20 protein-coding genes are annotated in these 20,602 nt (G+C 66.8%); 2 read left to right on the top strand and 18 right to left on the bottom strand.

All coding sequences use genetic code 11. The features are described from left to right. Window positions 1–17 precede the first annotated feature (17 nt). Window positions 18–1,085 carry a copper-containing nitrite reductase gene (gene nirK, locus ABNQ39_RS16550; RefSeq protein WP_376961768.1) on the top strand — a complete coding sequence of 356 codons (1,068 nt, stop codon included), beginning with the start codon at window positions 18–20 and terminating at the stop codon, window positions 1,083–1,085. A 329-nt stretch (window positions 1,086–1,414) separates the two neighbouring features. Here the strand turns inward: nirK and ABNQ39_RS16545 are convergent, their stop codons facing one another. The 5 genes from ABNQ39_RS16545 to ABNQ39_RS16525 all read right to left on the bottom strand — a co-directional run bounded on the left by ABNQ39_RS16545 (window position 1,415) and on the right by ABNQ39_RS16525 (window position 6,328). After that, entirely contained in the window at window positions 1,415–2,434 is a 1,020-nt protein-coding gene (locus ABNQ39_RS16545) for an SDR family oxidoreductase (RefSeq protein WP_376961766.1), read from the bottom strand. A 30-nt stretch (window positions 2,435–2,464) separates the two neighbouring features. After that, window positions 2,465–3,037 carry an isoprenylcysteine carboxyl methyltransferase family protein gene (locus ABNQ39_RS16540; RefSeq protein WP_376961764.1) on the bottom strand — a complete coding sequence of 191 codons (573 nt, stop codon included), beginning with the start codon at window positions 3,035–3,037 and terminating at the stop codon, window positions 2,465–2,467. A gap of 11 nt (window positions 3,038–3,048) precedes the next feature. Then, window positions 3,049–4,107, bottom strand: a complete 1,059-nt coding sequence (locus tag ABNQ39_RS16535) for a type III polyketide synthase (protein ID WP_376961762.1) — start codon at window positions 4,105–4,107, stop codon at window positions 3,049–3,051. A gap of 164 nt (window positions 4,108–4,271) precedes the next feature. Then, window positions 4,272–5,759, bottom strand: a complete 1,488-nt coding sequence (locus ABNQ39_RS16530) for a SulP family inorganic anion transporter (protein ID WP_376961760.1) — start codon at window positions 5,757–5,759, stop codon at window positions 4,272–4,274. 335 nt (window positions 5,760–6,094) lie between these two features. Next, on the bottom strand, window positions 6,095–6,328 hold the full coding sequence (locus ABNQ39_RS16525; protein ID WP_098738662.1) for a hypothetical protein: 234 nt from the start codon (window positions 6,326–6,328) through the stop codon (window positions 6,095–6,097). Window positions 6,329–6,467: 139 nt separating this feature from the next. On the opposite strand from ABNQ39_RS16525, the gene hypF reads away from it, so the two are divergent. Beyond that, window positions 6,468–8,708: a carbamoyltransferase HypF gene (hypF, locus tag ABNQ39_RS16520; protein WP_376961758.1), complete on the top strand. Its 2,241-nt coding sequence runs from the start codon at window positions 6,468–6,470 to the stop codon at window positions 8,706–8,708. Here the strand turns inward: hypF and ABNQ39_RS16515 are convergent. The 13 genes from ABNQ39_RS16515 to ABNQ39_RS16455 form a co-directional block, all read right to left on the bottom strand. Further along, the gene (locus ABNQ39_RS16515) at window positions 8,678–9,040 is read right to left on the bottom strand and encodes a hypothetical protein (protein ID WP_376961756.1); all 363 of its coding nucleotides are present in this window, start codon (window positions 9,038–9,040) and stop codon (window positions 8,678–8,680) included. The two genes, hypF and ABNQ39_RS16515, sit on opposite strands and share 31 nt — an antisense overlap. A 135-nt stretch (window positions 9,041–9,175) precedes the next feature. After that, window positions 9,176–9,970: a Ni/Fe-hydrogenase, b-type cytochrome subunit gene (cybH, locus tag ABNQ39_RS16510; protein ID WP_376961754.1), complete on the bottom strand. Its 795-nt coding sequence runs from the start codon at window positions 9,968–9,970 to the stop codon at window positions 9,176–9,178. Between the two features lie 25 nt (window positions 9,971–9,995). Beyond that, a complete protein-coding gene (locus ABNQ39_RS16505) occupies window positions 9,996–11,810 on the bottom strand; it encodes a nickel-dependent hydrogenase large subunit (protein ID WP_376961752.1) in 1,815 nt (604 codons plus the stop codon). Between the two features lie 2 nt (window positions 11,811–11,812). Continuing rightward, complete coding sequence (locus ABNQ39_RS16500; RefSeq protein WP_376961750.1) at window positions 11,813–12,886, bottom strand: hydrogenase small subunit; 1,074 nt, start codon at window positions 12,884–12,886, stop codon at window positions 11,813–11,815. A gap of 193 nt (window positions 12,887–13,079) precedes the next feature. After that, window positions 13,080–13,628 (bottom strand): HupE/UreJ family protein, encoded by a 549-nt coding sequence (locus ABNQ39_RS16495; protein WP_376961748.1) that lies wholly within the window; start codon window positions 13,626–13,628, stop codon window positions 13,080–13,082. Between the two features lie 85 nt (window positions 13,629–13,713). Next, window positions 13,714–15,201, bottom strand: coding sequence for a sigma-54-dependent transcriptional regulator (locus ABNQ39_RS16490; protein WP_376961746.1), 1,488 nt, complete (start codon window positions 15,199–15,201; stop codon window positions 13,714–13,716). 45 nt (window positions 15,202–15,246) lie between these two features. Beyond that, window positions 15,247–15,579 (bottom strand): hydrogenase maturation nickel metallochaperone HypA, encoded by a 333-nt coding sequence (gene hypA, locus ABNQ39_RS16485; RefSeq protein WP_376961744.1) that lies wholly within the window; start codon window positions 15,577–15,579, stop codon window positions 15,247–15,249. Between the two features lies 1 nt (window position 15,580). Next, window positions 15,581–16,417: a [NiFe]-hydrogenase assembly chaperone HybE gene (gene hybE / locus ABNQ39_RS16480; RefSeq protein ID WP_376961742.1), complete on the bottom strand. Its 837-nt coding sequence runs from the start codon at window positions 16,415–16,417 to the stop codon at window positions 15,581–15,583. Further along, window positions 16,414–17,283, bottom strand: a complete 870-nt coding sequence (locus ABNQ39_RS16475; protein ID WP_376961740.1) for a hydrogenase expression/formation protein — start codon at window positions 17,281–17,283, stop codon at window positions 16,414–16,416. The genes hybE and ABNQ39_RS16475 overlap by 4 nt, the downstream gene beginning before the upstream one ends. Further along, window positions 17,280–17,708: a hydrogenase gene (locus ABNQ39_RS16470; RefSeq protein ID WP_376961738.1), complete on the bottom strand. Its 429-nt coding sequence runs from the start codon at window positions 17,706–17,708 to the stop codon at window positions 17,280–17,282. The genes ABNQ39_RS16475 and ABNQ39_RS16470 overlap by 4 nt, the downstream gene beginning before the upstream one ends. 4 nt (window positions 17,709–17,712) lie before the next feature. Beyond that, on the bottom strand, window positions 17,713–18,024 hold the full coding sequence (locus tag ABNQ39_RS16465; protein WP_376961736.1) for a HypC/HybG/HupF family hydrogenase formation chaperone: 312 nt from the start codon (window positions 18,022–18,024) through the stop codon (window positions 17,713–17,715). A gap of 18 nt (window positions 18,025–18,042) precedes the next feature. Continuing rightward, entirely contained in the window at window positions 18,043–18,693 is a 651-nt protein-coding gene (locus ABNQ39_RS16460; protein ID WP_376961734.1) for a HyaD/HybD family hydrogenase maturation endopeptidase, read from the bottom strand. A 213-nt stretch (window positions 18,694–18,906) separates the two neighbouring features. Further along, on the bottom strand, window positions 18,907–20,202 hold the full coding sequence (locus ABNQ39_RS16455; protein ID WP_376961732.1) for a hypothetical protein: 1,296 nt from the start codon (window positions 20,200–20,202) through the stop codon (window positions 18,907–18,909). Window positions 20,203–20,602 lie beyond the last annotated feature (400 nt).

The following is a 20,602-nucleotide window of genomic DNA, read 5'->3' as shown; positions in this document are numbered from 1 at the left end:
TCAACCGAGACGACGCCATGAAGACCAAGCTCTCTCTCGTCACCGTCAGCGCCGCCGCCCTGATGATCCTGTCCGGCATCGGCGCCGCTTCGGCCGCCGACACGCTTTATGCCGACCCGAAGGTCAAGCAGCCGACGGTCAGCGTCGTCCAGGATCCCGCTTCCGTGCCGGCTCCTGAAAAGGCCGGCAAGCGGGCGCCGAAGACCCACAAGGTCTCGCTGATGACGACCGAGGTCGAATCCAAGCTGGACGATGGCACGACCTACACCTACTGGACCTTCAACAACACGGTCCCGGGTCCGATGGTGCGGGTGCGGGTCGGCGATACGGTGGATGTTTCGATCTCCAACGCGCCGGAATCGACGATGAACCACTCCGTCGACTTCCACGCCGCGACCGGCTTCCTTGGCGGCGGCCAGATCACCCAGGTGGAGCCCGGCCAGACCAAGGCCTTCAGCTTCAAGGCCCTGACCCCTGGCGTCTATGTCTATCACTGCGCCACGCCGATGGTCGCCCACCACATCTCCAAGGGCATGTATGGCCTGATCGTCGTGGAGCCGGAAGCCGGTCTGCCGCCGGTCGATCACGAATTCTACGTGATGCAGCAGGAAATCTACGCGACCAAGGCCAAGAACCTGGCGAATGCCGAGGACGACTATGACGGCCTCGTTAACGAGCGTCCGAGCTATCTGGTGTTCAACGGCACCGTCGGCGCCCTGACCAAGGACAAGCCGCTGAAGGCCAAGGTCGGCGAGACGGTTCGCCTGTTCTTCGGTGTCGGCGGTCCGAACCTGACCTCGTCCTTCCACGTCATCGGCGAGATCTTCGACAAGGTCTACACTCTGGGCGGGCTGGAAAGCGAGCCGGCCAAGGGCATCCAGACCGTCACCGTCGCCCCCGGCGGCGCCACCATGGTGGAATTCAAGGTCGACTACCCCGGCAAATACGCTCTGGTCGACCACGCGCTGAGCCGCGCCACCAAGGGCCTGATCGGCATTCTGGAAGTCGAGGGCAAGGCCGACGACAGCATCATCCACGACAAGACCGGCGACAGCCGCAAGCAGCTGGGTGAGATGCAGCACTGACGCTGCTGGTTGGCTATAAAAAACCCCTCTCCCGCAAGGGGAGAGGGGTTTTCAGGAAAGACGACAGATAAAAACTCAAAACAAAGAAGGGCCGCCGTTTCCGGCAGCCCTTCCATTGTCAATCCGTGTGTCGTCGACACCACGGCGCAGTCCTTAGCGGACCGAAATCCCTTCCGCGAAGAAAGAGACCTCGGCCTTGGCGCTCGACGACGAGTGAGACGGACAATGAGACACGAGATCACCTCCTTTCAGTTGTTGACTTACGACACCCTATATAAGCGGCTTGCCGAGGGTCGCAAGTCCTGTTCCTGACCGCTCCGTTGTGACATTTACCGGTGGGTTGCCCGGCTCATCATGAAGCCCAGCCCGCCCGCCAGGATCAGCCCGGCGGCCATCGCCAGACCTCTGGCGGCGCCGCTGGGTGCCGTCAGGCGCAGGCTGTTGTGCGGCAGTCCGAAGCGCCCGCGGATGCGGTGCAGACCGTCGACGGGGTGGTAGAGATTGTCGGACCGGCCGGGGATTTCCCGCTCCTCCGTCATCTGGCCCTCCACCGCTGTGTCGGCGAGGTAGCGGTCGGCAAAGCCCGGAGCCAGGAAATTGCCGAGGATCGCCTGCATCGCCGATCCGCCCAGCCAGTATTCGCGGCGGGGGTTTTCAGCGGCGTGCAGGATCGCGCGGGCGATGTCCTCCGGCTGGAAGATGGTCCCCATCGGCCGGGCCCGGCGCGGCATATGGCTGCGTGCCCACTCGAATTGCGGGGTGTTGACCGCCGGCAGATGCACGGTGGTCAGCCCGATCCGGCTGTGATCATGGATCAGCTCGGAATGCAGGCTGTCGATGAAGCCGGTGATCGCATGTTTTGCCGCGCAATAGGCGGATTGCAGCGGGATCGACCGGTAGGCCAATGCCGAGCCCACCTGCAGGATCGTGCCGCTGTCCCGCAGCCGCATCCGCCGCAGGGCCGTCTGGATGCCGTAGGCGGAGCCGAGATAGGTCACCTCGGTCACCCGCTTCAGCTCTTCCGGCGTCACGGCATGGACAGGGCCGAAGACGGTGACCATCGCCACGTTGATCCAGACATCGATGGGGCCGAAGGTGGTTTCCACTTGGTCGGCGACGGCCTCCAGCGCGTCGGGGTCGGCAACGTCCAGCGGCAGGACCAGCGCCCGGCCGCCCAGCCGTTCGACCTCGGCCTTCACCTCCTCCAGCGCATCGGACGATCTGGCGATCAGGCCGATGGAGGCTTTGCGATAGGCGGCGAAGGCCAGCGCCGTTGCGCGGCCGACCCCGGCGGAAGCGCCGGTGATGCAGATGACGGGGGACTTCTGAACGCCGTTGGTCGGTTGCATGGCGAGGGTCCTGTCTCGGGAATCTGGGCGTCAGGCCGCCGGCGGGGTGCGCCGGCTGCTCCATCCTGTCCAACCCCCGGCATCGCTTGCGGTTCCGTCGCGTCCTTTCAGGGCCCGTTCTTCCACCCGGATGCGATGGACGGTCAGTGGAATGTTCAGCAGGCTTGCCGCGACCGCGATCCACAGCTCGCCGAAGACCAGCGGCAGCACCGCGAGCTCCCCGGCGACCACAAGGTAGTTGGGATGCCGGACCCAGCGGAAGGGGCCGCGGCGGACCAGAGGCGCGCTGTCCAGCGTGATGATCCGCGTCGTCCAGAAGCGGCCGAGCGTGGCGATCACCCAAACCCGCCCGGCCTGGAGCAGCCCGAACAGCGCAAGCAGCCAGCCATTGACCGGCGCGTCGGCCGGGACGGCCAGAAACAAGGCCAGCAACCACCCGGCATGCAGTGCGACGAACAGCGGGTAATGCCCGGCCCCGGCCTCCCGCGCACCGTCGGCCAGCAGGCGGGCGGTGTTGTGGCGGGCGACCGCCAGTTCCAGCAGACGCTGCGCCGCGACCGCGGCCAGGATGATCTGCGGCCAGCCGAATGCGTCGATCGTCACTCTTTCAATCCTCAGAGGTCCAGCAGGGTGAGGCCGGCGGTGAAGCCGGGGCCGAGCGCCAGCATCAGATGCGGTCCGGTGGCTCCGCTCCGCAGCCGCCGTTCCAGCACGAACATCACGCTGGCCGCCGACATGTTGCCGCAGTCGCCCAGCACCGCCCAGGACTCGTCCATGCCGGCGGTGGCTGGTGCCAGCACCTCGGTCAATGCGTGCAGCACCTTGGCGCCTCCGGGGTGGCAGATCACGCCGCCCAGATCGGTACGGGTCATGCCGCGTCCGGTCAAGAAGCCGTCCATCACCGGTGCCAGCCGTTCGCGGATCAGGCGGGGAATGTCCTGGCTGAAGACGACACCGAAGCCCTCGTCCTCGATCCGCCACCCCATGATCCGCCGGGTGCCGGGCCAAGTGTGCTCGGCACTGTCGACGAGGCGCGGTCCTGATGTGTCGTCGCCTGTTACGGGGCTCCGCAACAGGGCGGCGGCGGCACCGTCGGCGAACAGCGCGCTCGCCACCACATTGGTGGCGGACGCCTCTTCCGGCCGGTGGGACAGGGTGCACAGCTCGACCACCAGGAACAGCACGGTACGGCCGGGCATCGCCCGTGCCATCATGCCCGCCCGTGCCAGCCCCAGCGCCCCGCCGGCGCAGCCCAGTCCGAACACCGGCAGCCGCAAGGTGTCGGGCCGGAATCCCATGCGGTCGAGCAGCAGCGCCTCCAGGCTCGGCGTTGCGATGCCGGTGGTGGTGGCGCAGACGATGGCATCGACATCGCAGGGGCGCAGCCCCGCCGCGCTCAGCGCCTTGCCGGCCGTCTCTTCCAGCAACGCCAGCGCCACCCGCTCGAAGACAGCGGCACGTTCGGCCCAGCCATGGGGCTCAAGATACCAGGACAGCGGGCAGGCGGCGTGGCGGGTGCGGATGCCGGTGTTGGCGAAGACGGGGGCCAACCGGTCGAAGTCGCGCAGCCGGTGGGCGAACACCGTCCGCGCGACAGCCAGAGTCTCGTTCTGTTCGAAGCGGTGGGGCGGCAACGCGGTGGCGACCGCCAACAGCTGCGGATCGGGTGACATCCTGCCTCCTGCATGCTGCCGTCGGTCGGGCGCGGGATGCGCTTCCGGTCGATGCGCAATCCAGCATCGTCCGCCCAGGCCCTTCAGCCAACAAGAAGCTGGTCCCGCCGTTGCGCCCCGTCTGCTCCCGCAAAAGGCGCTAGCCTTTCGAGGGGCGGCGTCGATCAGTGCGCCGGAGCGCGATCCCCGGCTCCCGGCTTGTCATGGGTCGCCAGCCGGTCGACGATGGTTTCGCTGGCCGCGTTCAGGCCGGCAAGCCGCACCTCGGTCCCGGCGCGGCGGAACTTCAGCACGACGCCGTCGAGAGCCGCGACGCTGGAGATGTCCCAGATATGGGCACCGGAAACATCGATCACCGCCATGTCCAGAGCCTCCCGCACATCGAAGGCCGCGGAAAAATCGTCGGCGGAGGCGAAGAAAAGCTGTCCCTCGACCCGATAGGTGCGGGTGCGGCCATCCTCCGACAGGGTGGAGGTGACGCGGACCATCCGGGCGACCTTGCCGGCGAAGAAAATGCCGGACAGCAGAACGCCGATCAGCACCCCGATGGCGAGGTTGTGGGTGAAGACCACGCCGGCGACCGTCGCCAGCATCACGGCGCTGGAACTGCGCGGATGCGTCACCAGGCTTTTCAGGGATTGCCAGCTGAAGGTGCCGACCGACACCATGATCATCACTGCCACCAGTGCTGCCATCGGAATGCGCTTCACCCAGTCGCCAAGCACGACGATCAGGAACAGCAGGAACAGGCCGGCGCAGAAGGTCGACAGTCGACCCCGCCCGCCCGATTTCACGTTGATCACCGATTGCCCGATCATCGCGCAGCCGGCCATGCCGCCGATGAAGCCGGACACCATGTTGGCGATGCCCTGGCCGATGCATTCGCGGTTCTTGTCGCTGCCGGTCTCGGTCATGTCGTCGACGATGGCCGCGGTCATCAGCGATTCCAGAAGCCCGACCACGGCGATGCCGGCGGAATAGGGCAGGATGATCCGCAGCGTCTCCAGGGTCAGCGGAATGTCGGGAAGCAGGAAGACGGGCAGGGTACTGGGCAGTTCCCCCATGTCGCCGACCGTGCGGACGTCGATCCCGAAGCCGATGGTGACTGCGGTCAACACCAGGATGCTGACCAGCGCCGACGGCACCGCCCTGGTCAGCCGCGGCAGCAGATAGATGATCGCCAGCCCGGCGGCGACCAGCGCATAGGTGACGGCCGGCACCCCCACCAGTTCCGGCAACTGGGCCAGGAAGATCAGGATGGCGAGCGCGTTGACGAAGCCGGTCATCACCGATTTCGACACGAAGCGCATCAGTGCCCCCAGCCGCAGGAAGCCGGCGCCAACCTGCAGCAGTCCGGCCAGCACGGTGGCGGCCAGCAGATATTGCAGGCCGTGCTCCTTGACCAGCGTGACCATCAGCACGGCGGTTGCGGCCGTAGCAGCGGAGATCATGCCGGGCCGGCCGCCGACGATGGCGATTGTCATGGCGATGGCGAAGGAGGCGTAGAGGCCGATCTTCGGATCGACCCCGGCGATGATGGAAAAGGCGATGGCTTCCGGAATCAGGGCGAGGGCGACGACAAGCCCGGATAGCAGATCGCCGCGCGTGTTGCCGAACCACTCCTGGCGGAGCCGTTGCAAATCGATGGTCATGGGTCTCGCAAGCTCAAGGCGGGACGGCGGCAGGGCGCACCGGCAAAGGCCGGGCGGGGGGCCGCCGTCGACGATGATCGGGAATGAAAGTCGGAAATTGGGGTCGCTGCGAAGCGGCGGCCGTCCGGTTGATCGGGCGGTCGGGCTTCAGGTCAATGCGTGGGGCAGGCCGTCAGGGCGGCGTGACGCGATGCAGCATGGACGCAGGCGTAACAGAATGTCGCAGGGCTTGGCAACCCCATGCCGTGCAGCGCCTCGCATGGCTGTCCGGCACGGATACGAAAAAGGCGGCGCCCCATTGGAACGCCGCCCTCATCGTCCGATGATCTTGACCGTCAGGCCTGACGGGGCCGCAGCGGCGGGCCGTCGCGGAAGGGCTTGTCGACCCCGCCCTTGTCGTTGGTCTGGTTTTCCACGTCGCCCTCGAAGGTGCTCTCTCCCTGGGCCAGATCCAGGTCGTCCGGCGTCATGCCGGCGGCACGGGCGCCCTTCGACCCGCCGATTTGCGGGTTGTTCTTCAGGTCGGCATCGGTCGGCTTGTCGGTCTTCTCGTGCTTGCTTGCGCTCATGGCGGCATCTCCGTTCCGGTTCCGCATGTCCCCCTGTCAACCGGCGCCGTGCCGGATGGTTGCGAAATCCCTTCTTCCTTTTGGGGAGATGGTTAGGATGCTTGGGTCGGCGCGGCCGACGATCATTCGACAGGCTCTCATGTCACACGAAGACGAACGGTTGAGGATCCGTGTGCGCGGGCGGGTGCAGGGGGTGGGGTTCCGCCCGCATATCCATGCGCTCGCCGGGCGTTTCGGCCTGACCGGCTGGGTGTTGAACGACCCGCAGGGCGTGCTGATCGAGGCGCAGGGCAGCGGCGTCGCCGCGTTCCGGGCGGCCCTGTCGGTGGAGGCGCCGCCGCTGGCCCGCATCGATGCTGTCGAGTGCGACGCTGTTCCGCCTGTATCCGGCGAGGTCTCCTTCGCAATCCGCCACAGCCTGTCCGCAGGCGCCGTCGCGACCGGCATCGGACCTGACGCGACAGTTTGCCCGGCATGTCTGGCCGAACTGTTCGACCCGGCCGACCGCCGCCATCGCTATGCCTTCCTGAACTGCACCCATTGCGGCCCGCGCTACACCATCACGCGGCAACTCCCCTATGACCGGCCGCAGACGGCGATGGCCGGCTTTCCGCTCTGCCCGGATTGTCTGGCCGAGTACGAGGACCCGGCGAACCGCCGCTTTCACGCCCAGCCGACGGCCTGTCCTGCCTGCGGGCCCCGCCTGTCGCATCCGCCGGAAGACATCGTCGCCGCACTCCGCGCCGGCAGGATCGTTGCCATCAAGGGGTTGGGCGGCTTCCACCTCGCCTGTGACGCCACGCGGGCCGATGCGGTGGAGCGGTTGCGGCGGGTCAAGCAGCGCAACGGCAAGCCTTTTGCCCTGATGGTCGCCAACACCGAATCCGCCACCCGGCATGTCCGGATGGATGCCGGGGAGCGGGCGTTGCTGGAGGGGGTGGCGCGCCCCATCGTCCTGCTGCGGCGGCGGGACGATGCGCCCGAACTGGCACCCGAGATCGCTCCCGGTCTGGCCTGGCTGGGCGTCATGCTGCCCTATACCCCGCTGCATTACCTGCTGTTCCACGAGGCGGCCGGGCGGCCGGACGGCACCGGCTGGCTGGAGGTGCCGCAGGATCTGACGCTGGTGATGACCTCCGCCAATCCCGGCGGTGAACCGCTGGCCATCGGCAACGCGGAGGCGCGGGAGAGGCTGGCCGGCATCGCCGACCTGATCGTCGACCATGACCGCGACATCGTCATCCGTGCCGACGACAGCGTCGTGCGCAGGCTGGCCGGCGCTCCCGCCTTCCTGCGCCGTGGCCGCGGCCATGTGCCGGAGCCGATCCGGCTGGCCCATCCGGTGCCGCCGGTCCTGGCGGTGGGCGGCCATCTGAAAACGACGGTCTGCGTCACCCGCGGCGACGTGGCTTTCCTGTCCCAGCATATCGGCGATCTCGACAACGCCGAGACGCTGGGCTTTCTGGAGGAGACCGTCGCCCATCTGCTGCACATCCTGGGGGTCGAGCCGGTTGCGGTCGCCCATGACAAGCACCCCGATTTCCACTCCACCCGCTTTGCCGAAATGAGCGGCCTGCCGACGGTGGCGGTCCAGCATCACCACGCCCATGTCGCCGCCGTGATGGCCGAACACCGGGTCGAGGGGCCGGCAATCGGGCTGGCGCTGGACGGCTTCGGCCTGGGGGAGGATGGCGGGTCCTGGGGCGGCGAGATGCTGCTGGTCGATGGGCTGCGGTCCGAGCGTCTCGGCAGCCTTGCGCCGCTCGCCCAGCCCGGCGGCGACGTGGCGGCCCGACAGCCCTGGCGCATGGCCGCTGCGGCCCTGGCCCGGATGGGACGTGCCGATGAGATCGCCTCCCGCTTCGCCGCGCACGGACCGGCCGAGGGTGTCCGGCGGATGATCGAGCGCGGCATCAATGCGCCGCTCACCAGCTCCTGCGGGCGCTGGTTCGACGCCGCCTGTGGCCTGCTGGGCGTCCGCGCGGTGGCCGGGTTCGAGGGAGAGGCGCCGATGGCGCTGGAATCCCTCGTGCGCCAGACCCGCGTTGCCGAGGGCGCGTGGCGGATCGACGGGAGCGAACTGGACCTCACCCCCCTGTTGGAGCGGCTGCCGACCGTCGCCGATGCGGTGGAGGGGGCGGAACTGTTCCACGGCACGCTGGCGGCGGCGCTGGTAGACTGGACGCTGCCGGTGCTGCGTGCCCATGGCCTGGGCCGAGTGGTGCTGTCCGGCGGCTGCCTGATGAATGCGGTGCTGGCGGAGGAACTGGTGGCTGGCTTCCGTTGCGCCGGGGTGGAGGCGCTGCTGCCGAGGCTGGCCCCGGCCAACGACGGCGGGCTCAGCCTCGGTCAGGCATGGGCGGCATCCTTCGCCCTGTAGTTGAACAGCGGCATCTGGACCGGTGCCCGGACCTTCCTGCGCAGGAGCGGCACTTCGATGGTGCGGTTGGCCTTGTCGAACTCGTACAGGCCGCGATACTTGCCGATATAGCCTTTGCGGCAAGCGCGGTGGAACCGTTGCGATGCGGTTTCCCAGTCGTCGCCCGGCCGCAGCCAGCTGACATGGGCGGTGCCGGTGCGCGGGTCGGTGCGCAGGAACCGGCCGCGTCCCTTCTCGCCCCGCACCCATTGGCCGGGGTTCAGCGTCAGCGCCCCGCGCGCCAGCAGCATCTTCACTTGCGGGGTCAGGTCGATGGTCGGAAAATAGGGCATGACGTCCTCCTGACGCACCCGCATGGGGTGGCGTCGCTCTGGGAGACTCCGTGGTTTCGGAACCTCCCAGATATGGGAACGCATACGGAACAATTCAAGGTTTCCAACGGGTGCGGCGTGCCGACGGGGACAGGCTCAGCCCACGCGCACCGCCTTCTTCGCCGGACGCTCATGCTCCTCGTCCGCCGGGGCTTCGGCATCCTTGAAGGTGCGCACGCCGCTGATCATGGTGGAGATGATCGACTGGCGGGACATGATGTCCTCACGCACCGCGGCATAGACGTGGACGATCACGAACAGCAGGATCGCCCACATGCCCAGATGGTGCCAGGTGTGGACGTCCATGCTCTGGCCGAACAGAGGGATGACCCAGCCGAACAGTATGTCCTGCCAGCTGCCCTGGCCCGCCCCTTCGCTGTAGAGCGCGAAGCCGGTGACGATCATGAAGACGCTGCCCACCGCAATGGCCCAGAACATCGAGAATTGCGCCAGCGGGTTGTGGCCGACATACAGCTTCGGCTTGCGCTCCAGGAACAGATACCAGCGGGCCTCCAGGAACAGCTCACCCCACCAGTGGCGGTCCCAGAAGGGAAAGCGGAACAGCTGCTTGGCATGATGGTTGCCGACCAAGGCCCAATAGAGCCGGCCGATGAAGCCGATGGCGAAGATGTAGGCCGCCGCGAAATGGACGAAGCGGATGTAGCCCATCAGGAAATTGGCGCTGGCCTCGCCCGGCATGGTCGGCAGCGGGTTGGCGATCAGGTAGCCGGTGACCGACAGAACCACGATCGCCAGCGCGTTGACCCAGTGCCAGATCCGCACCGGCACCTCGTACACATAGATCGCCTTCAGGAAGCGGCCGGCCGCCGGAGCGGCCGTCCCTTCCTCCTCCGGTGTCGCGACCGGCTTCGCATCGTCGAGAGGAGCCATGACTTAAATCCTCCTCGGTTGCCGGTCAGCGCACGGTGACGCGGGCCAGTTCGGCGCCGTCGGGCGCCATGACGTGGGTGGAGCAGGCAAGGCACGGGTCGAAGCTGTGCAGGGTGCGCAGGATCTCCACCGGCTCGTCCGGGCGGGCCATCGGGGTGTTCAGCAGCGAAGCCTCGAAGGCGCCGATGTTGCCCTTGGGATCGCGCGGGCTGCCGTTCCAGGTCGTCGGCACGACGCACTGGTAATTGTCGATCTTGCCGTCCTTGATCTTGATCCAGTGGCCGAGACCGCCGCGCGGCGCCGCGACGGTGCCGACGCCCTTGGCCTCCTTCGGCCAGGTCTTCGGATCCCACTTCTCGACATTGGCAGTCGCGGTGTCGCCGGCCTTGATGTTGGCGATCAGGGCGTTCCAGTCGTCCATCATCATGGTGCAGCAGTACTGGCATTCCAGCGCGCGGGCCAGCGTGCGGCCGATGGTGGTCGGCAACGCCTGCTGCGGCGTGAAGTTCGTGCCGGCCAGCGTGTTGAAGGCGCCCAGCGATTCGGTGATCTGGTCCTTCACGTAACCGACGCCCTGGGCATAGGCCAGGATGTAGCGGGGCAGGGGGCCGACCTCCACCGCATGGCCGCGCCAGCGCGGGGCCTTGATCCAGGAATATTTGGCGGCCTCGTCAAGCTCCTTGATGTCGGTGCGGGTGCCTTTGGTGTTGGCGCCCAGCTCGAACTTGGCCTCGGTCACGCCGTCCCACGGGTGCAAGCCCTTGCTCTCGTCCTCGTAATGGTACCAGCTGTGGGCGACAAATTCCTGCACCTGCGCCGGGTCGCGCGGGTCGATGGGATGGACCTCGTTCCAGTTGCCGTTCAGGATGACGCCGCCCGGCAACTGGCAGGTCGAATGGTCGTACGGCACCTTCTCGTAATCGCCATAGTCCATGACGTTGGTGGCCGACAGGCCGCCGCCGTAGAGCCAGTCCTTGTAGAAGCTGGCGATGGCCAGCACGTCCGGCAGATAGACGTTCTCGACGAAGGCGGTGGCTTCCTGGATGCGGGCGCGGATGAAATTCAGCCGCTCCATGTTCAGCGGCGCGCCCGACGACCCGGTGCCGTCCATGTTGATGGCGCAGGGAACGCCGCCGACCATGTAGTTCGGGTGCGGGTTCTTGCCGCCCAGGATGGTGTGGATCTTGACGATGTCCTTCTGGAGGTCGAGCGCCTCCAGATAATGGGTCACCGCCATCAGGTCGGCTTCCGGCGACAGCTTGTAGGCCGGGTTGTCCCAGTAGCCGTTCTTGAAGATGCCGAGCTGTCCGCTCTCCACGAACTTCTTCAGGCGGGTCTGGACGTCGCGGAAATAGCCGGGGCTGGATTTGGCATGGCGTGGCGACACTGCCTGCTGCAAGGCCGAGGTCGCCTGCGGATCGGCCTTCAGCGCGTTGACCGGGTTGACCCAGTCCAGCGCGTGCAGGTGATAGAAATGGACGATGTGGTCATGGACCTGCAGCGTCTTCGCCATGATCTCGCGGATCAGGTGGGCGTTCTTCGGGATGCGGATCTGGAGCGCATCCTCCACCGCGCGGACCGAGGTCAGCGCGTGGCAGCCGGTGCAGACGCCGCAGATGCGCTCGACGAAGGCCCAGGCGTCGCGCGGGTCGCGGCCCTTCAGGATCACTTCGAGCCCGCGCCACATGGTGCCCGTGGAGACGGCGTTGCGGATGATGTTGTCGCTGTCGACATTCACCTCGCAGCGCATGTGCCCTTCGATGCGGGTGACCGGATCGACGACGATGCGCTTGCCGCCGGTGTCGAGCGAGAACCCGTTCGGGGTCTGGACGATGCCCATGGTCAGACGTCTCCCTTGTGCTGTGCGCGCTTCAGGGCGCTGACCGCCGCGTGGGCGGCGATGATGCTGCCGACGCCGATGGCGGCGGTGGTGCCGATCTGGTCGGCGTTGGCCTCGATCCCGAATTGGAGGATGTCGGACTGGCGGGCGTACCAGGACCCCTTATCCCAGAAGCCGTCCTCCGAGCAGCCGATGCAGCCGTGGCCGGACTGGATGGGGAAGCTGGTGCCCTCGTTCCAGCGCACGGTGGAACAGGCGTTGTAGGTGGTCGGGCCCTTGCAGCCGACCTTGTAGAGGCAGTAGCCCTTGCGCGCGCCCTCGTCGTCGAAGGATTCGACGAACTGGCCGGCGTCGAAATGCGGCCGGCGGTAGCATTTGTCGTGGATGCGCTGGCTGTAGAACATCTTCGGCCGGCCCTGGCGGTCCAGTTCCGGGATGCGGTCGAAGGTCAGCATGTAGGTGATGACGCCGGTCATCACCTCGGCAATCGGCGGGCAGCCGGGAACCTTGATGATCGGCTTGTCGGTGATGACCTCATGCACCGGGGTGGCGCGGGTCGGGTTCGGGCGCGCCGCCTGGACGCAGCCGAAGGAGGCGCAGGAACCCCAGGAGATGATCGCCTTGGCGTCCTTGGCGACCTTGCGAAGCTGGTCGGTGAATGGCTTGCCGCCGATGATGCAGGACATGCCGTCCTGGTTCAGCGGCGGGTTGCCCTCCACCGCCAGGATGTAGTTGCCCTTGTACTTCTCCATCACCTCGTCGAGGATCGCCTCGGCATGGTGGCCGGCCGCCGCCATCAGCGTGTCGTCATAGTCCAGCGAGATCATCGACAGCACCACGTCCTTCACCAGCGGGTGCGCCGAGCGGATGAAGGATTCGGAGCAGCAGGTGCATTCCAGCCCGTGCAGCCAGAGCACCGGCGTGCGCGGCTTGGTTTCCATGGCGTGGACGATCTGCGGCACCAGTTCCGGCCCCAGCCCCAGGGCCGCGGCGGTCAGCGAGCAGTATTTCAGGAACGAACGGCGTGTGATCCCCTGCCGCCGCATCACCTCGTAGAAGGTTTCCAGCGTTGCCATCGGTTTGTTTTCTCCCGTCGGGCAGCACCGGCGTGCGAGGGTCCGGTGCGCTTCTCCCGCGGGCATAGGCAACAATCGTGCCGTGGTACGAACATTTGGCAAACCAACGGTCACAAGGCTGTAAGGGCTGTTGCCGCTGGCAACTCCCCGGCCGAAACGACGGCCGGGGTGGAAAGTCGGTTGCCGGTGGCGGTCAGGCCGTCCGGCCATCCTCTTCCGGCCGGCCGATCAGGCGGTGGAGCGCCCAGCCGATAGCCACGCCGGCCGCATGCAGCCCGGCGGTGCTGGCGAGGAAGCCGGCGGCATAGCCGAGCGCCGCGGCGTCGGCCGGCATCTCCGCCCCATGGGCGAAGCCGTGGAACAGGCCGAAGCCGGCCGCGAAGACCACGCCGATCAGGCTGTTGCGTGACATCGGCATGACGCACAGCAGCGCAAGCACGACGGTGGAGGCATAGATGGCCGGTTCGACCAGCGGCAGCGCGCCGCCCGCCAGCGCGAACAGCCCGCCGGCCAGCATGGCGGCCAGGAAGGCCCCCGGCAACGCCAGAACGGCACGGCCGCCGATGGTGGCGCCGTAGACGCCGACCGTGACTATCGCGATCAGATGGTCGAGCCCGCCCAGCGGATGCGCGGCACCGTCGAGGAAGCCGGCCCCGGTGAGATGGCCGGGATGGGCCAGCGCCGGGGTGGCGGCAAGCGCTATGGCCGCGGAGACGGCGGCGAGGCGGGTGAAATTCGACATATCGAACGGCTCCTCGGGGTTCTTGTGGTTTTGAGTGATGGGGGAATGTGCCCTTTCCCGTCCCGGGAGAGGGCAATTGAATGGCTCAGTGCCGCTGCGCCGGCCCGCGCTCGATGCCGTAGCGTTCCAGCTTGGCACGCAGGCCCATGCGCGACAGACCCAGCTCGTCGGCGGCCTTGCTCTTGTTCCAGCGGCAGCGGACCAGCGTTTCCATCAGGATGCCGGCCTCCACCCGCTCGATCCGCGACTTCAGCGGTCCGCCCTGGCCGATCAGGTCGAGCGGCGGCAGCGGTCCGTCCTCCGGCGAGGCCGGGTGGGCGTTCAACGCCGCACCGCGCAGCACAGGATCGGACAGCAGATCGGCGCCCAGCGCGTCGCCTTCGCACAGCACCAGCATGCGCATGATCTCGTTCTGCAACTCGCGCACGTTGCCGGGCCAGCCGTAGGATTCCAGGCAGGCCAGCGTGTCAGGGGCGAAGCCGGCCACCGGCTTGCCGTGGGCAGTCGATAGCCTCTCCAGGATGTGGCGGGCCAGGACCGGAATGTCGTCCGGCCGGTCGCGCAGGGGCGGCATGGTCAGCGTCATGGTGCTGAGCCGGTAATAGAGATCCTCGCGGAAGCGGCCGGCCTTCACCTCGGCGGTCAGGTCGCGGTGGGTGGCGGCGACGACGCGGACATCGACCCGCCGCGTCTCGTTGGATCCGACCGGCCGGATCTCGCCCTCCTGCAGGAAGCGCAGCAGTCGGACTTGGAAGGCCGGGCTGATGTCGCCGATTTCGTCCAGGAAGATGGTGCCGCCGTCGGCCTGCTCCAGCAGGCCGACGCGGTTGCTGTGGGCGCCGGTGAAGGCACCCTTCTTGTGACCGAACAGTTCGCTTTCCAGCAGCTCGTCCGGGATGGCGCCGCAATTTTCGCAGTAAAATGGCTGGTCGGAGCGCGGGCTGCCGTAATGGATGGCGCGGGCCAGCAGTTCCTTGCCGGTGCCCGTCTCCCCCAGCACCAGAACCGGGACGTTGAAGCCCGAAACCCGTTCGGCCTGCCGGCAGACCTCGTCGACCGGGCTACCCTCTGCACGGATCAGCCCGTCGAAGCGGTAGGACTGCCGGACCCGCTCGCGTCTGGTCGCCACCCGCGTCTCGGCCAGCGGCGGCAGCAGCTTCAGCTCGCTGGTCAGACGGTCATGCTCGCGCTGAAGCTGGTAGAGCCTCGCGGCGTTGCGGGCGGTCAGCAGCAGATGGTCGGGATGCCAGGGCTTGGTGATGAATTGATGGATGCCGGCGGTGTTGATGGCGCCGATGATGTCCTCGGGGTCGATGTAGCCTGTGATGACGATGCGCACCACGTCGGGCCAGCGCGCGCGGACCTGGGTCAGGAAGTCCACGCCGCTGACCTCCGGCATCCGCTGGTCCGAGAAGACGACCTGGATCCATTCGGTTTCCAGCAGGCGCAGGCCCTCCGCCGCCGACAGGGCGGTGAAGACCTCGAACTCCTCGTCCAGCAGGCGGGCGATGACCTCGACGGAGCGCGGCTCGTCATCCACAACCAGGATGCCGGGGCGGGCGGGATCGGTCATCGCGCGCTGTCCTTTGTCATCGGGCCTGCCTCTTTCGACCTCGCCTCACTCAACCTCAAGATCCTTGATCGTCATTTCGGTGCCGCCGTTGGGATGCAGCCGGCTGCCGCCGCAGTGTGGGCAGGACGACAGCCGGTCGTCCAGATCCACCGTGTCGTTGCAGTCGAAACACCAGCCGCGGCCCGGCACCTCCAGCACCACCAGCTCCGCCCCGTCGGCCAGCGATCCCCGCGTCACCACGTCGAAGCCGAAGCGCAGCGCCTCCACCTCCACCCCGGCGAAGCGGCCGATCTCCAGACGGACCTTGGTCACGCGGCGGAATCCATTCGTCCGCCCGGCCTCCTCCATCGCCTGGAGCAGGCTTTCGCAGAGCGCCATTTCATGCATCCGGAGCGTCTCCGGTCCCCATCCCCAGCAGCGCTCGGCGCGACGGGCGCACCGGCTCGGCCTGGACCGGAGCGGATTCGGGCGGGGGCGCAAGGTCCTCCTCGCGCCGGCGGCGGATCTCGGCGGTCTGGGCACCGTCTTCGCGGATGGAGGGATCGAAGAGGGAGACCAGAGCCGCCGAGGCCGTTTCCGTCGCCTGGAGCATCGAGGCGAACTCGAACATCGGCGAAAAGAGCGAACAGGCCTTGTAGGCGCCGACGCCCTTGCGGTTGGCATGGACGAACTCATACCAGCCGGACGGAAACTCGATCAGTTCCTTCGCCCCCGGCACCAGACCCGACCAGTCGTCGCCCTCGCCCGGCAACAGGACGAGGTTGAGGAACCAGGGGGTCACCAGGGCGCCCAACCAACGCTCGTCATGGCGGCGGAACCCTACGGCCTTCACCGCAAGCGCGTCGTTGACGATGGGCATGCCGCGCATCTGTGCGGTGTGGATTTCGCGGAAGGCCGCCTCCAGCCGCGCGATGGCCTCGGTTGGCAGGGCCGGACCGGTCACCGGCGCAACGGCGGCCTGCAAGGCGGCGGTTTCCGTGGCCGCCGGCTCGCCGTCGAGCGCCATGAACTGGTCGCGGGCGCCGTCGCAGACCGGGCAGCGCCAATGGTCGGGCAGGGCGGCGAAGGCTGTGCCGGGCGGCACCTGCCACTGTTCGCAGCCCTCCGCCGGGTCATAGACATGCCAGCAGATCTTGCATTCCATCCGCGTCGCCGCGCCGATGCGGCTGGCGTCGCCGAGATAGGAGCCCTCGAAGCGGGAAGCGGCGGCGCTCATCGCACCCGCTCCAGGTCGGTTGCCAGCGCATCGAGGATCTCGGCCAGCCGTTCGGCGCTGTCGGCGATGTCCTCCACCGCGGCGCAGACCACCGCCGGCACGTCGACGATCTCCACCGTATCGAGGATCAGCGTGTCGACCGAATTGTAATAGCGCACCCACCAGACATTCGGCGTCGCCGTGGCGGTGACGCGGCAATTGCCGTACCCGCGCGACAGGATGGTGGTGGCCCCGACGCCCAGACGCTGTTCGACGAAGGCCAGATCCTCCGACGTGTGAGGCAGTAGGCTGAAATTCACTGCATGAGGGCCGTCGCCGCGGCGCCAAGCGGCGCTGCGGTCCAGCAGTTCGGTCAGGATCGGCTGGCCGTTCATCAGGCCGGCGGGTGCCGGACCCGTTGCAGCCGGGGCGGTGGTAGTGAAGGCGCGGTTCAGCGCCACCCTTGGGAAGCTGCCGACCAGCAGGCTTTCGCGCGTCGGCCCATCGCCGAATCCACGGACGCGCCAAACGCCGGCCAGCGACGCCTCCTGAATCTCCAGCCGGTCGCCGGCCCGCTCCACCTTGACCGCGACCTCCCCCTCGCCCAGCGCCTCGTCGACCAGGGCCAGGACAGGAGCGTCGAGTTCGTCGACCGGAATGCGGTTTTCCTCGCCGGGCGACCAGTTGGCAAGCGCCCTATGGATGCGGACGAGCACCTCGCGGGCCGCCGCCGCGCAGGCGGGATCGGCGACCTCCGGCAGATGCGGTTCATAGACGCGCATGCCGGACGGCATCGGCAGATATTCCAGCCCTTCCTCGCTGGCGTCGGGCTGGCTGCCGGGGCCGAAGCCGACCGGCGGATGGGTCATGCCGAACAGGGAACTCATGCCGCACCGCCTTCCAAAGAGCCTTCCAGGATCTCGCCGATCCGTTGTAGATAATCGTCCCAGTCACGCACGCGCGGGATGCTGCCCAGCAGCCGGTCGCCGCGCAGGAAGACCAGCGACGGCAGGCTCATCATACCGGCCAGGGCCAGGATCGCGCGCTCCGCCGCCTCGCCCGCCACGGCCGGAGACAGGCGTGGGCGCAGCGCGCGGACCAGTTCTGGCAGGATGACGGCCACGTCGGCGGTCTCCGCATTGCCCTTGCCGTGGCCGGGCAGGAAGACCACCCAGCTTTTCTTCGGATCGTCCAGCCACGGCCGGTCGTCGGCATGGTCGAGCCGCAGATAACCGTGCACATCGGTCAGCAGATCGACCAGCGGCGGCAAGGGCAGGCGCGGCTTGGCGGGAGGGGGGGCGAGGTCGGTCATGGCGTCAGGCCTCCGTCAGGCCGGCCGCGCGGGCCGCCTCCAGGTGGGGGGGAAGGGTCGGCTCGCGGCCGGTCAGGTCGGCGAAGGCGCCGTCGAGAGTTTCCCCATCCAGTGCCGCGGCCATCGCCGCCAGCGCATCGAGGATCTGGGCGGCTTCGTCCGGCTCCAGCATACGGCGCGCTGCACCGAGGAAGCCGAGCACCCAGTCGCCGGCGGCGGCCTCCGGAACCAGCGACAGGTCGACGGCCGACCCATCCTCGACCCGGCCGACCACGCCGTCGACGTCGGTCAGGCGCAGGGGAATGCCGATGCACATGCTCCGGGCGCTCCCGGCTCAGGCTTGGCCGGCGGACAGCGCCGCCAGGATGCGGGGATCGCCGACGCGGCAGGCCTCATCGGCACTTGGGCGTCCGCCTTCATAGGCATCGCGGGCGATGGCCGGGGCGGCGAGGTCGGCGGCGGCATTGCGGCGCGTGCCCTCCACGCCGAACTCATCGCGCAGAAGCGTGAGGATGATCTCGATGGTCGGGGCGACCTGGGCGGCGATGGTGTCGGTCAGGCCGCCGCCGTAATCCTCCAGGCATTCCGGCTGAACGCCGACCAGGATCAGATTTTGCGGGCAGCGGCCCAGCAGCATGGCGCTCGCCAGCACCTCCTGAAAGCCGGTCTGATGCAGGCTCATCTTCTTGGCGCCAAGGAACGTGGGCACGTCATCGCCATGGAAGACGCGGCTGGTGCCGGGCGGCAGCCCATAGTCGATGGCGTCGACCACGATCAGCGCGTCCGCGCATTCCAGATGCGGCAGCAGATACAGCCCCTGGGTGCCGCCATCCATCACGGTGACGGTGTCGGGGAAGCGCCAATCGGCAGCCAGACGCTCCACCGTGCGGACACCGAATCCCTCGTCGGCCCACAGGATGTTGCCGATGCCCAGCACCAGGATTCGCACCGTTCCGCGACCGCCCTCGTTTCCAGCCAACTTCATTTGCGCCCCGGCATCCGTCCAATGATGCGGCGTCCTGCCGCCGAACCATCGTTCGTACAAGTTCCATGCCAGGAACGCCGGTTTGGTCAGACCATTGATTGGATTGCATATTTCGACGACCATCGCTCGATATAGCAGCGATTGTGGACATCAACATTACAGCATGCGTGGAAACTGGCAACCAACTTGCCAGTATGGCTGGAAGCTTGCCGGTCAGCGGTGACGGGTGGTTTTGGCGGATTTCTGGATCAGTTCCCGTTCGGTCATGCGTTTCATATGCCCGGGCACGTCGGTGTCCCGGCCGATCAGCGGTCCCGCCACATAGGACGCCCCGGCGTTCTCGGCGATGCGCAGCATGGCTGCCGACCTGATGCCATCGACGAAGAAGATCATGCCATGGCGCCGCACATGGGTTCCAAAGCTATGGAGGCGATTGGTTGCCCGTGCATCCGGTTCGCCGGCCTGAACCGTTATCCCCATGCCGCGGACGCCCGCCTGGGCGAAGGCCGCGAGATTTGGCGCTCCGTCGTCGAGCAGGACAAGGACGGCGCGCGAGTATGGTTTCAGGGTCGTCGTGATTTCGGAGATTCGGCTGTAGGGGACGCCGGTGGGAACCCCCTCTATGACGAACACGATGAAGGGTATGAGATACGACGGGATCGAATGGCAGCGAGCGAGGTATTCCCGCCGATGCCGGCCAATCGAGAGGGTCGATAAGCTCACCGTAAGATTTTGGATATAGCGGAAGCTGTTTTTGTACAGCTCCTCATAGATTTCTATCGACTGGCTCAGGAGTTCCATATCGATTCTGAATCTGTAATCCTCGCTTTGCGCATCATCGGTCGACAGGGCATTCAGGATACGTTTCGTTTCCTCATCGGCGTGGCACACATAGGTGGACAGCACCTTGTGGGATGTATCGAATACCGGGCGATAACAGATGGTCGGGTGGAAACTGCCGCCCCCGTGCGCATCGGCCGCCCGACCCGTCTGGGCATCGCCGGCATCGGCCGCATCGCTTTGCAAAGAAGCGGCGCCCTGCTGGGCGGCCCTCGCAATCAACTGATCGAGCTGCATCGCTTCGACGGCGATGTTGCCGTCGAGTTCGGTCACGATGCTGCGCACGGTTATCTGGCTCGTGTCGCTGTTTCCCAGCATCATCCGATGCAATTCCGACACGATCCTGCCGCAGATCAGTTCGGCGGCCTGCCGGTCGAGCGTCGCGAAAACCACCAGATAATTCGCGTCGTCGGCCCGCAGCCAGACATCGGAGGGAGGCAGATGCCTGTCGAACAGCCGTTCGGTCTGCTCGTAGATGCGCTCCTTGACGATGTCCCAGCGTTTGCCCAACCGGTCGCGCAGGGTGCCCAGTCCGATCAGTTGAATCGCACCGGCCGAGTGACGCGGCCCTCCAGCCAGAATGTGCCGCAGGCGCGCCTTCGTCTGTTCCGGGATAGCGGGTGCCTTTTCAACCGATGAGGCCGGATCGGCGAATGTCTGGTCAGTCATGGCAGCATCCCCTTTTTTCAAAACACGGGAACGGGGCCTTTGATCGATGCTAATTTTTAAATACAACTCTTCAGTATTATGGATTTACAATAACGATAACGTATAGAGGCGGTTTTATTTCTGATCGAAGTCAGTTTTATCCGTCATCTGATTTAGCATTCCAACATATGTTGAAAGAAATTCTCTAAAAATCTGAGGCGGTCGGCATAGGTGAAAACCTGTATCCTCCGGGGACGCCGACTTTGGAGCGCAGGATTCTTTCTTTTTCATGATTTCGCGGGCTTCGGCGAACGGGAAGCGCAACGGACAACCGAGCGTCGGCCGCCGTCAACAGGGCGGCGGCAAGCGCCATCCATTGTTCGAAAACTCCGAACGGTGAATCCGGGAACGGGCCATTTAT

This window comes from Azospirillum sp. A26 (assembly GCF_042604635.1).
Taxonomy (GTDB): Bacteria; Pseudomonadota; Alphaproteobacteria; order Azospirillales; family Azospirillaceae; genus Azospirillum; species Azospirillum palustre.
The sequence above is the reverse complement of the archived record's forward strand: the minus strand, read 5'-3'. Positions and strand labels throughout refer to the sequence as shown.

What these genes read in the sequence shown, in the direction of transcription:
- hypA (WP_376961744.1), bottom strand. Translation starts at nt 15,579, where the DNA reads ATGGCGCTCTGCGAAAGCCTGCTCCAGGCGATGGAGGAGGCCGGGCGG.
- ABNQ39_RS16505 (WP_376961752.1), bottom strand. Translation starts at nt 11,810, where the DNA reads ATGGGCATCGTCCAGACCCCGAACGGGTTCTCGCTCGACACCGGCGGC.
- ABNQ39_RS16525 (WP_098738662.1), bottom strand. Translation starts at nt 6,328, where the DNA reads ATGAGCGCAAGCAAGCACGAGAAGACCGACAAGCCGACCGATGCCGAC.
- cybH (WP_376961754.1), bottom strand. Translation starts at nt 9,970, where the DNA reads ATGGCTCCTCTCGACGATGCGAAGCCGGTCGCGACACCGGAGGAGGAA.
- ABNQ39_RS16475 (WP_376961740.1), bottom strand. Translation starts at nt 17,283, where the DNA reads ATGAGTTCCCTGTTCGGCATGACCCATCCGCCGGTCGGCTTCGGCCCC.
- hybE (WP_376961742.1), bottom strand. Translation starts at nt 16,417, where the DNA reads ATGAGCGCCGCCGCTTCCCGCTTCGAGGGCTCCTATCTCGGCGACGCC.
- hypF (WP_376961758.1), top strand. Translation starts at nt 6,468, where the DNA reads ATGTCACACGAAGACGAACGGTTGAGGATCCGTGTGCGCGGGCGGGTG.
- ABNQ39_RS16490 (WP_376961746.1), bottom strand. Translation starts at nt 15,201, where the DNA reads ATGACCGATCCCGCCCGCCCCGGCATCCTGGTTGTGGATGACGAGCCG.
- ABNQ39_RS16455 (WP_376961732.1), bottom strand. Translation starts at nt 20,202, where the DNA reads ATGACTGACCAGACATTCGCCGATCCGGCCTCATCGGTTGAAAAGGCA.
- ABNQ39_RS16460 (WP_376961734.1), bottom strand. Translation starts at nt 18,693, where the DNA reads ATGAAGTTGGCTGGAAACGAGGGCGGTCGCGGAACGGTGCGAATCCTG.
- ABNQ39_RS16530 (WP_376961760.1), bottom strand. Translation starts at nt 5,759, where the DNA reads ATGACCATCGATTTGCAACGGCTCCGCCAGGAGTGGTTCGGCAACACG.
- nirK (WP_376961768.1), top strand. Translation starts at nt 18, where the DNA reads ATGAAGACCAAGCTCTCTCTCGTCACCGTCAGCGCCGCCGCCCTGATG.
- ABNQ39_RS16515 (WP_376961756.1), bottom strand. Translation starts at nt 9,040, where the DNA reads ATGCCCTATTTTCCGACCATCGACCTGACCCCGCAAGTGAAGATGCTG.
- ABNQ39_RS16500 (WP_376961750.1), bottom strand. Translation starts at nt 12,886, where the DNA reads ATGGCAACGCTGGAAACCTTCTACGAGGTGATGCGGCGGCAGGGGATC.
- ABNQ39_RS16535 (WP_376961762.1), bottom strand. Translation starts at nt 4,107, where the DNA reads ATGTCACCCGATCCGCAGCTGTTGGCGGTCGCCACCGCGTTGCCGCCC.
- ABNQ39_RS16470 (WP_376961738.1), bottom strand. Translation starts at nt 17,708, where the DNA reads ATGACCGACCTCGCCCCCCCTCCCGCCAAGCCGCGCCTGCCCTTGCCG.
- ABNQ39_RS16545 (WP_376961766.1), bottom strand. Translation starts at nt 2,434, where the DNA reads ATGCAACCGACCAACGGCGTTCAGAAGTCCCCCGTCATCTGCATCACC.
- ABNQ39_RS16495 (WP_376961748.1), bottom strand. Translation starts at nt 13,628, where the DNA reads ATGTCGAATTTCACCCGCCTCGCCGCCGTCTCCGCGGCCATAGCGCTT.
- ABNQ39_RS16465 (WP_376961736.1), bottom strand. Translation starts at nt 18,024, where the DNA reads ATGTGCATCGGCATTCCCCTGCGCCTGACCGACGTCGACGGCGTGGTC.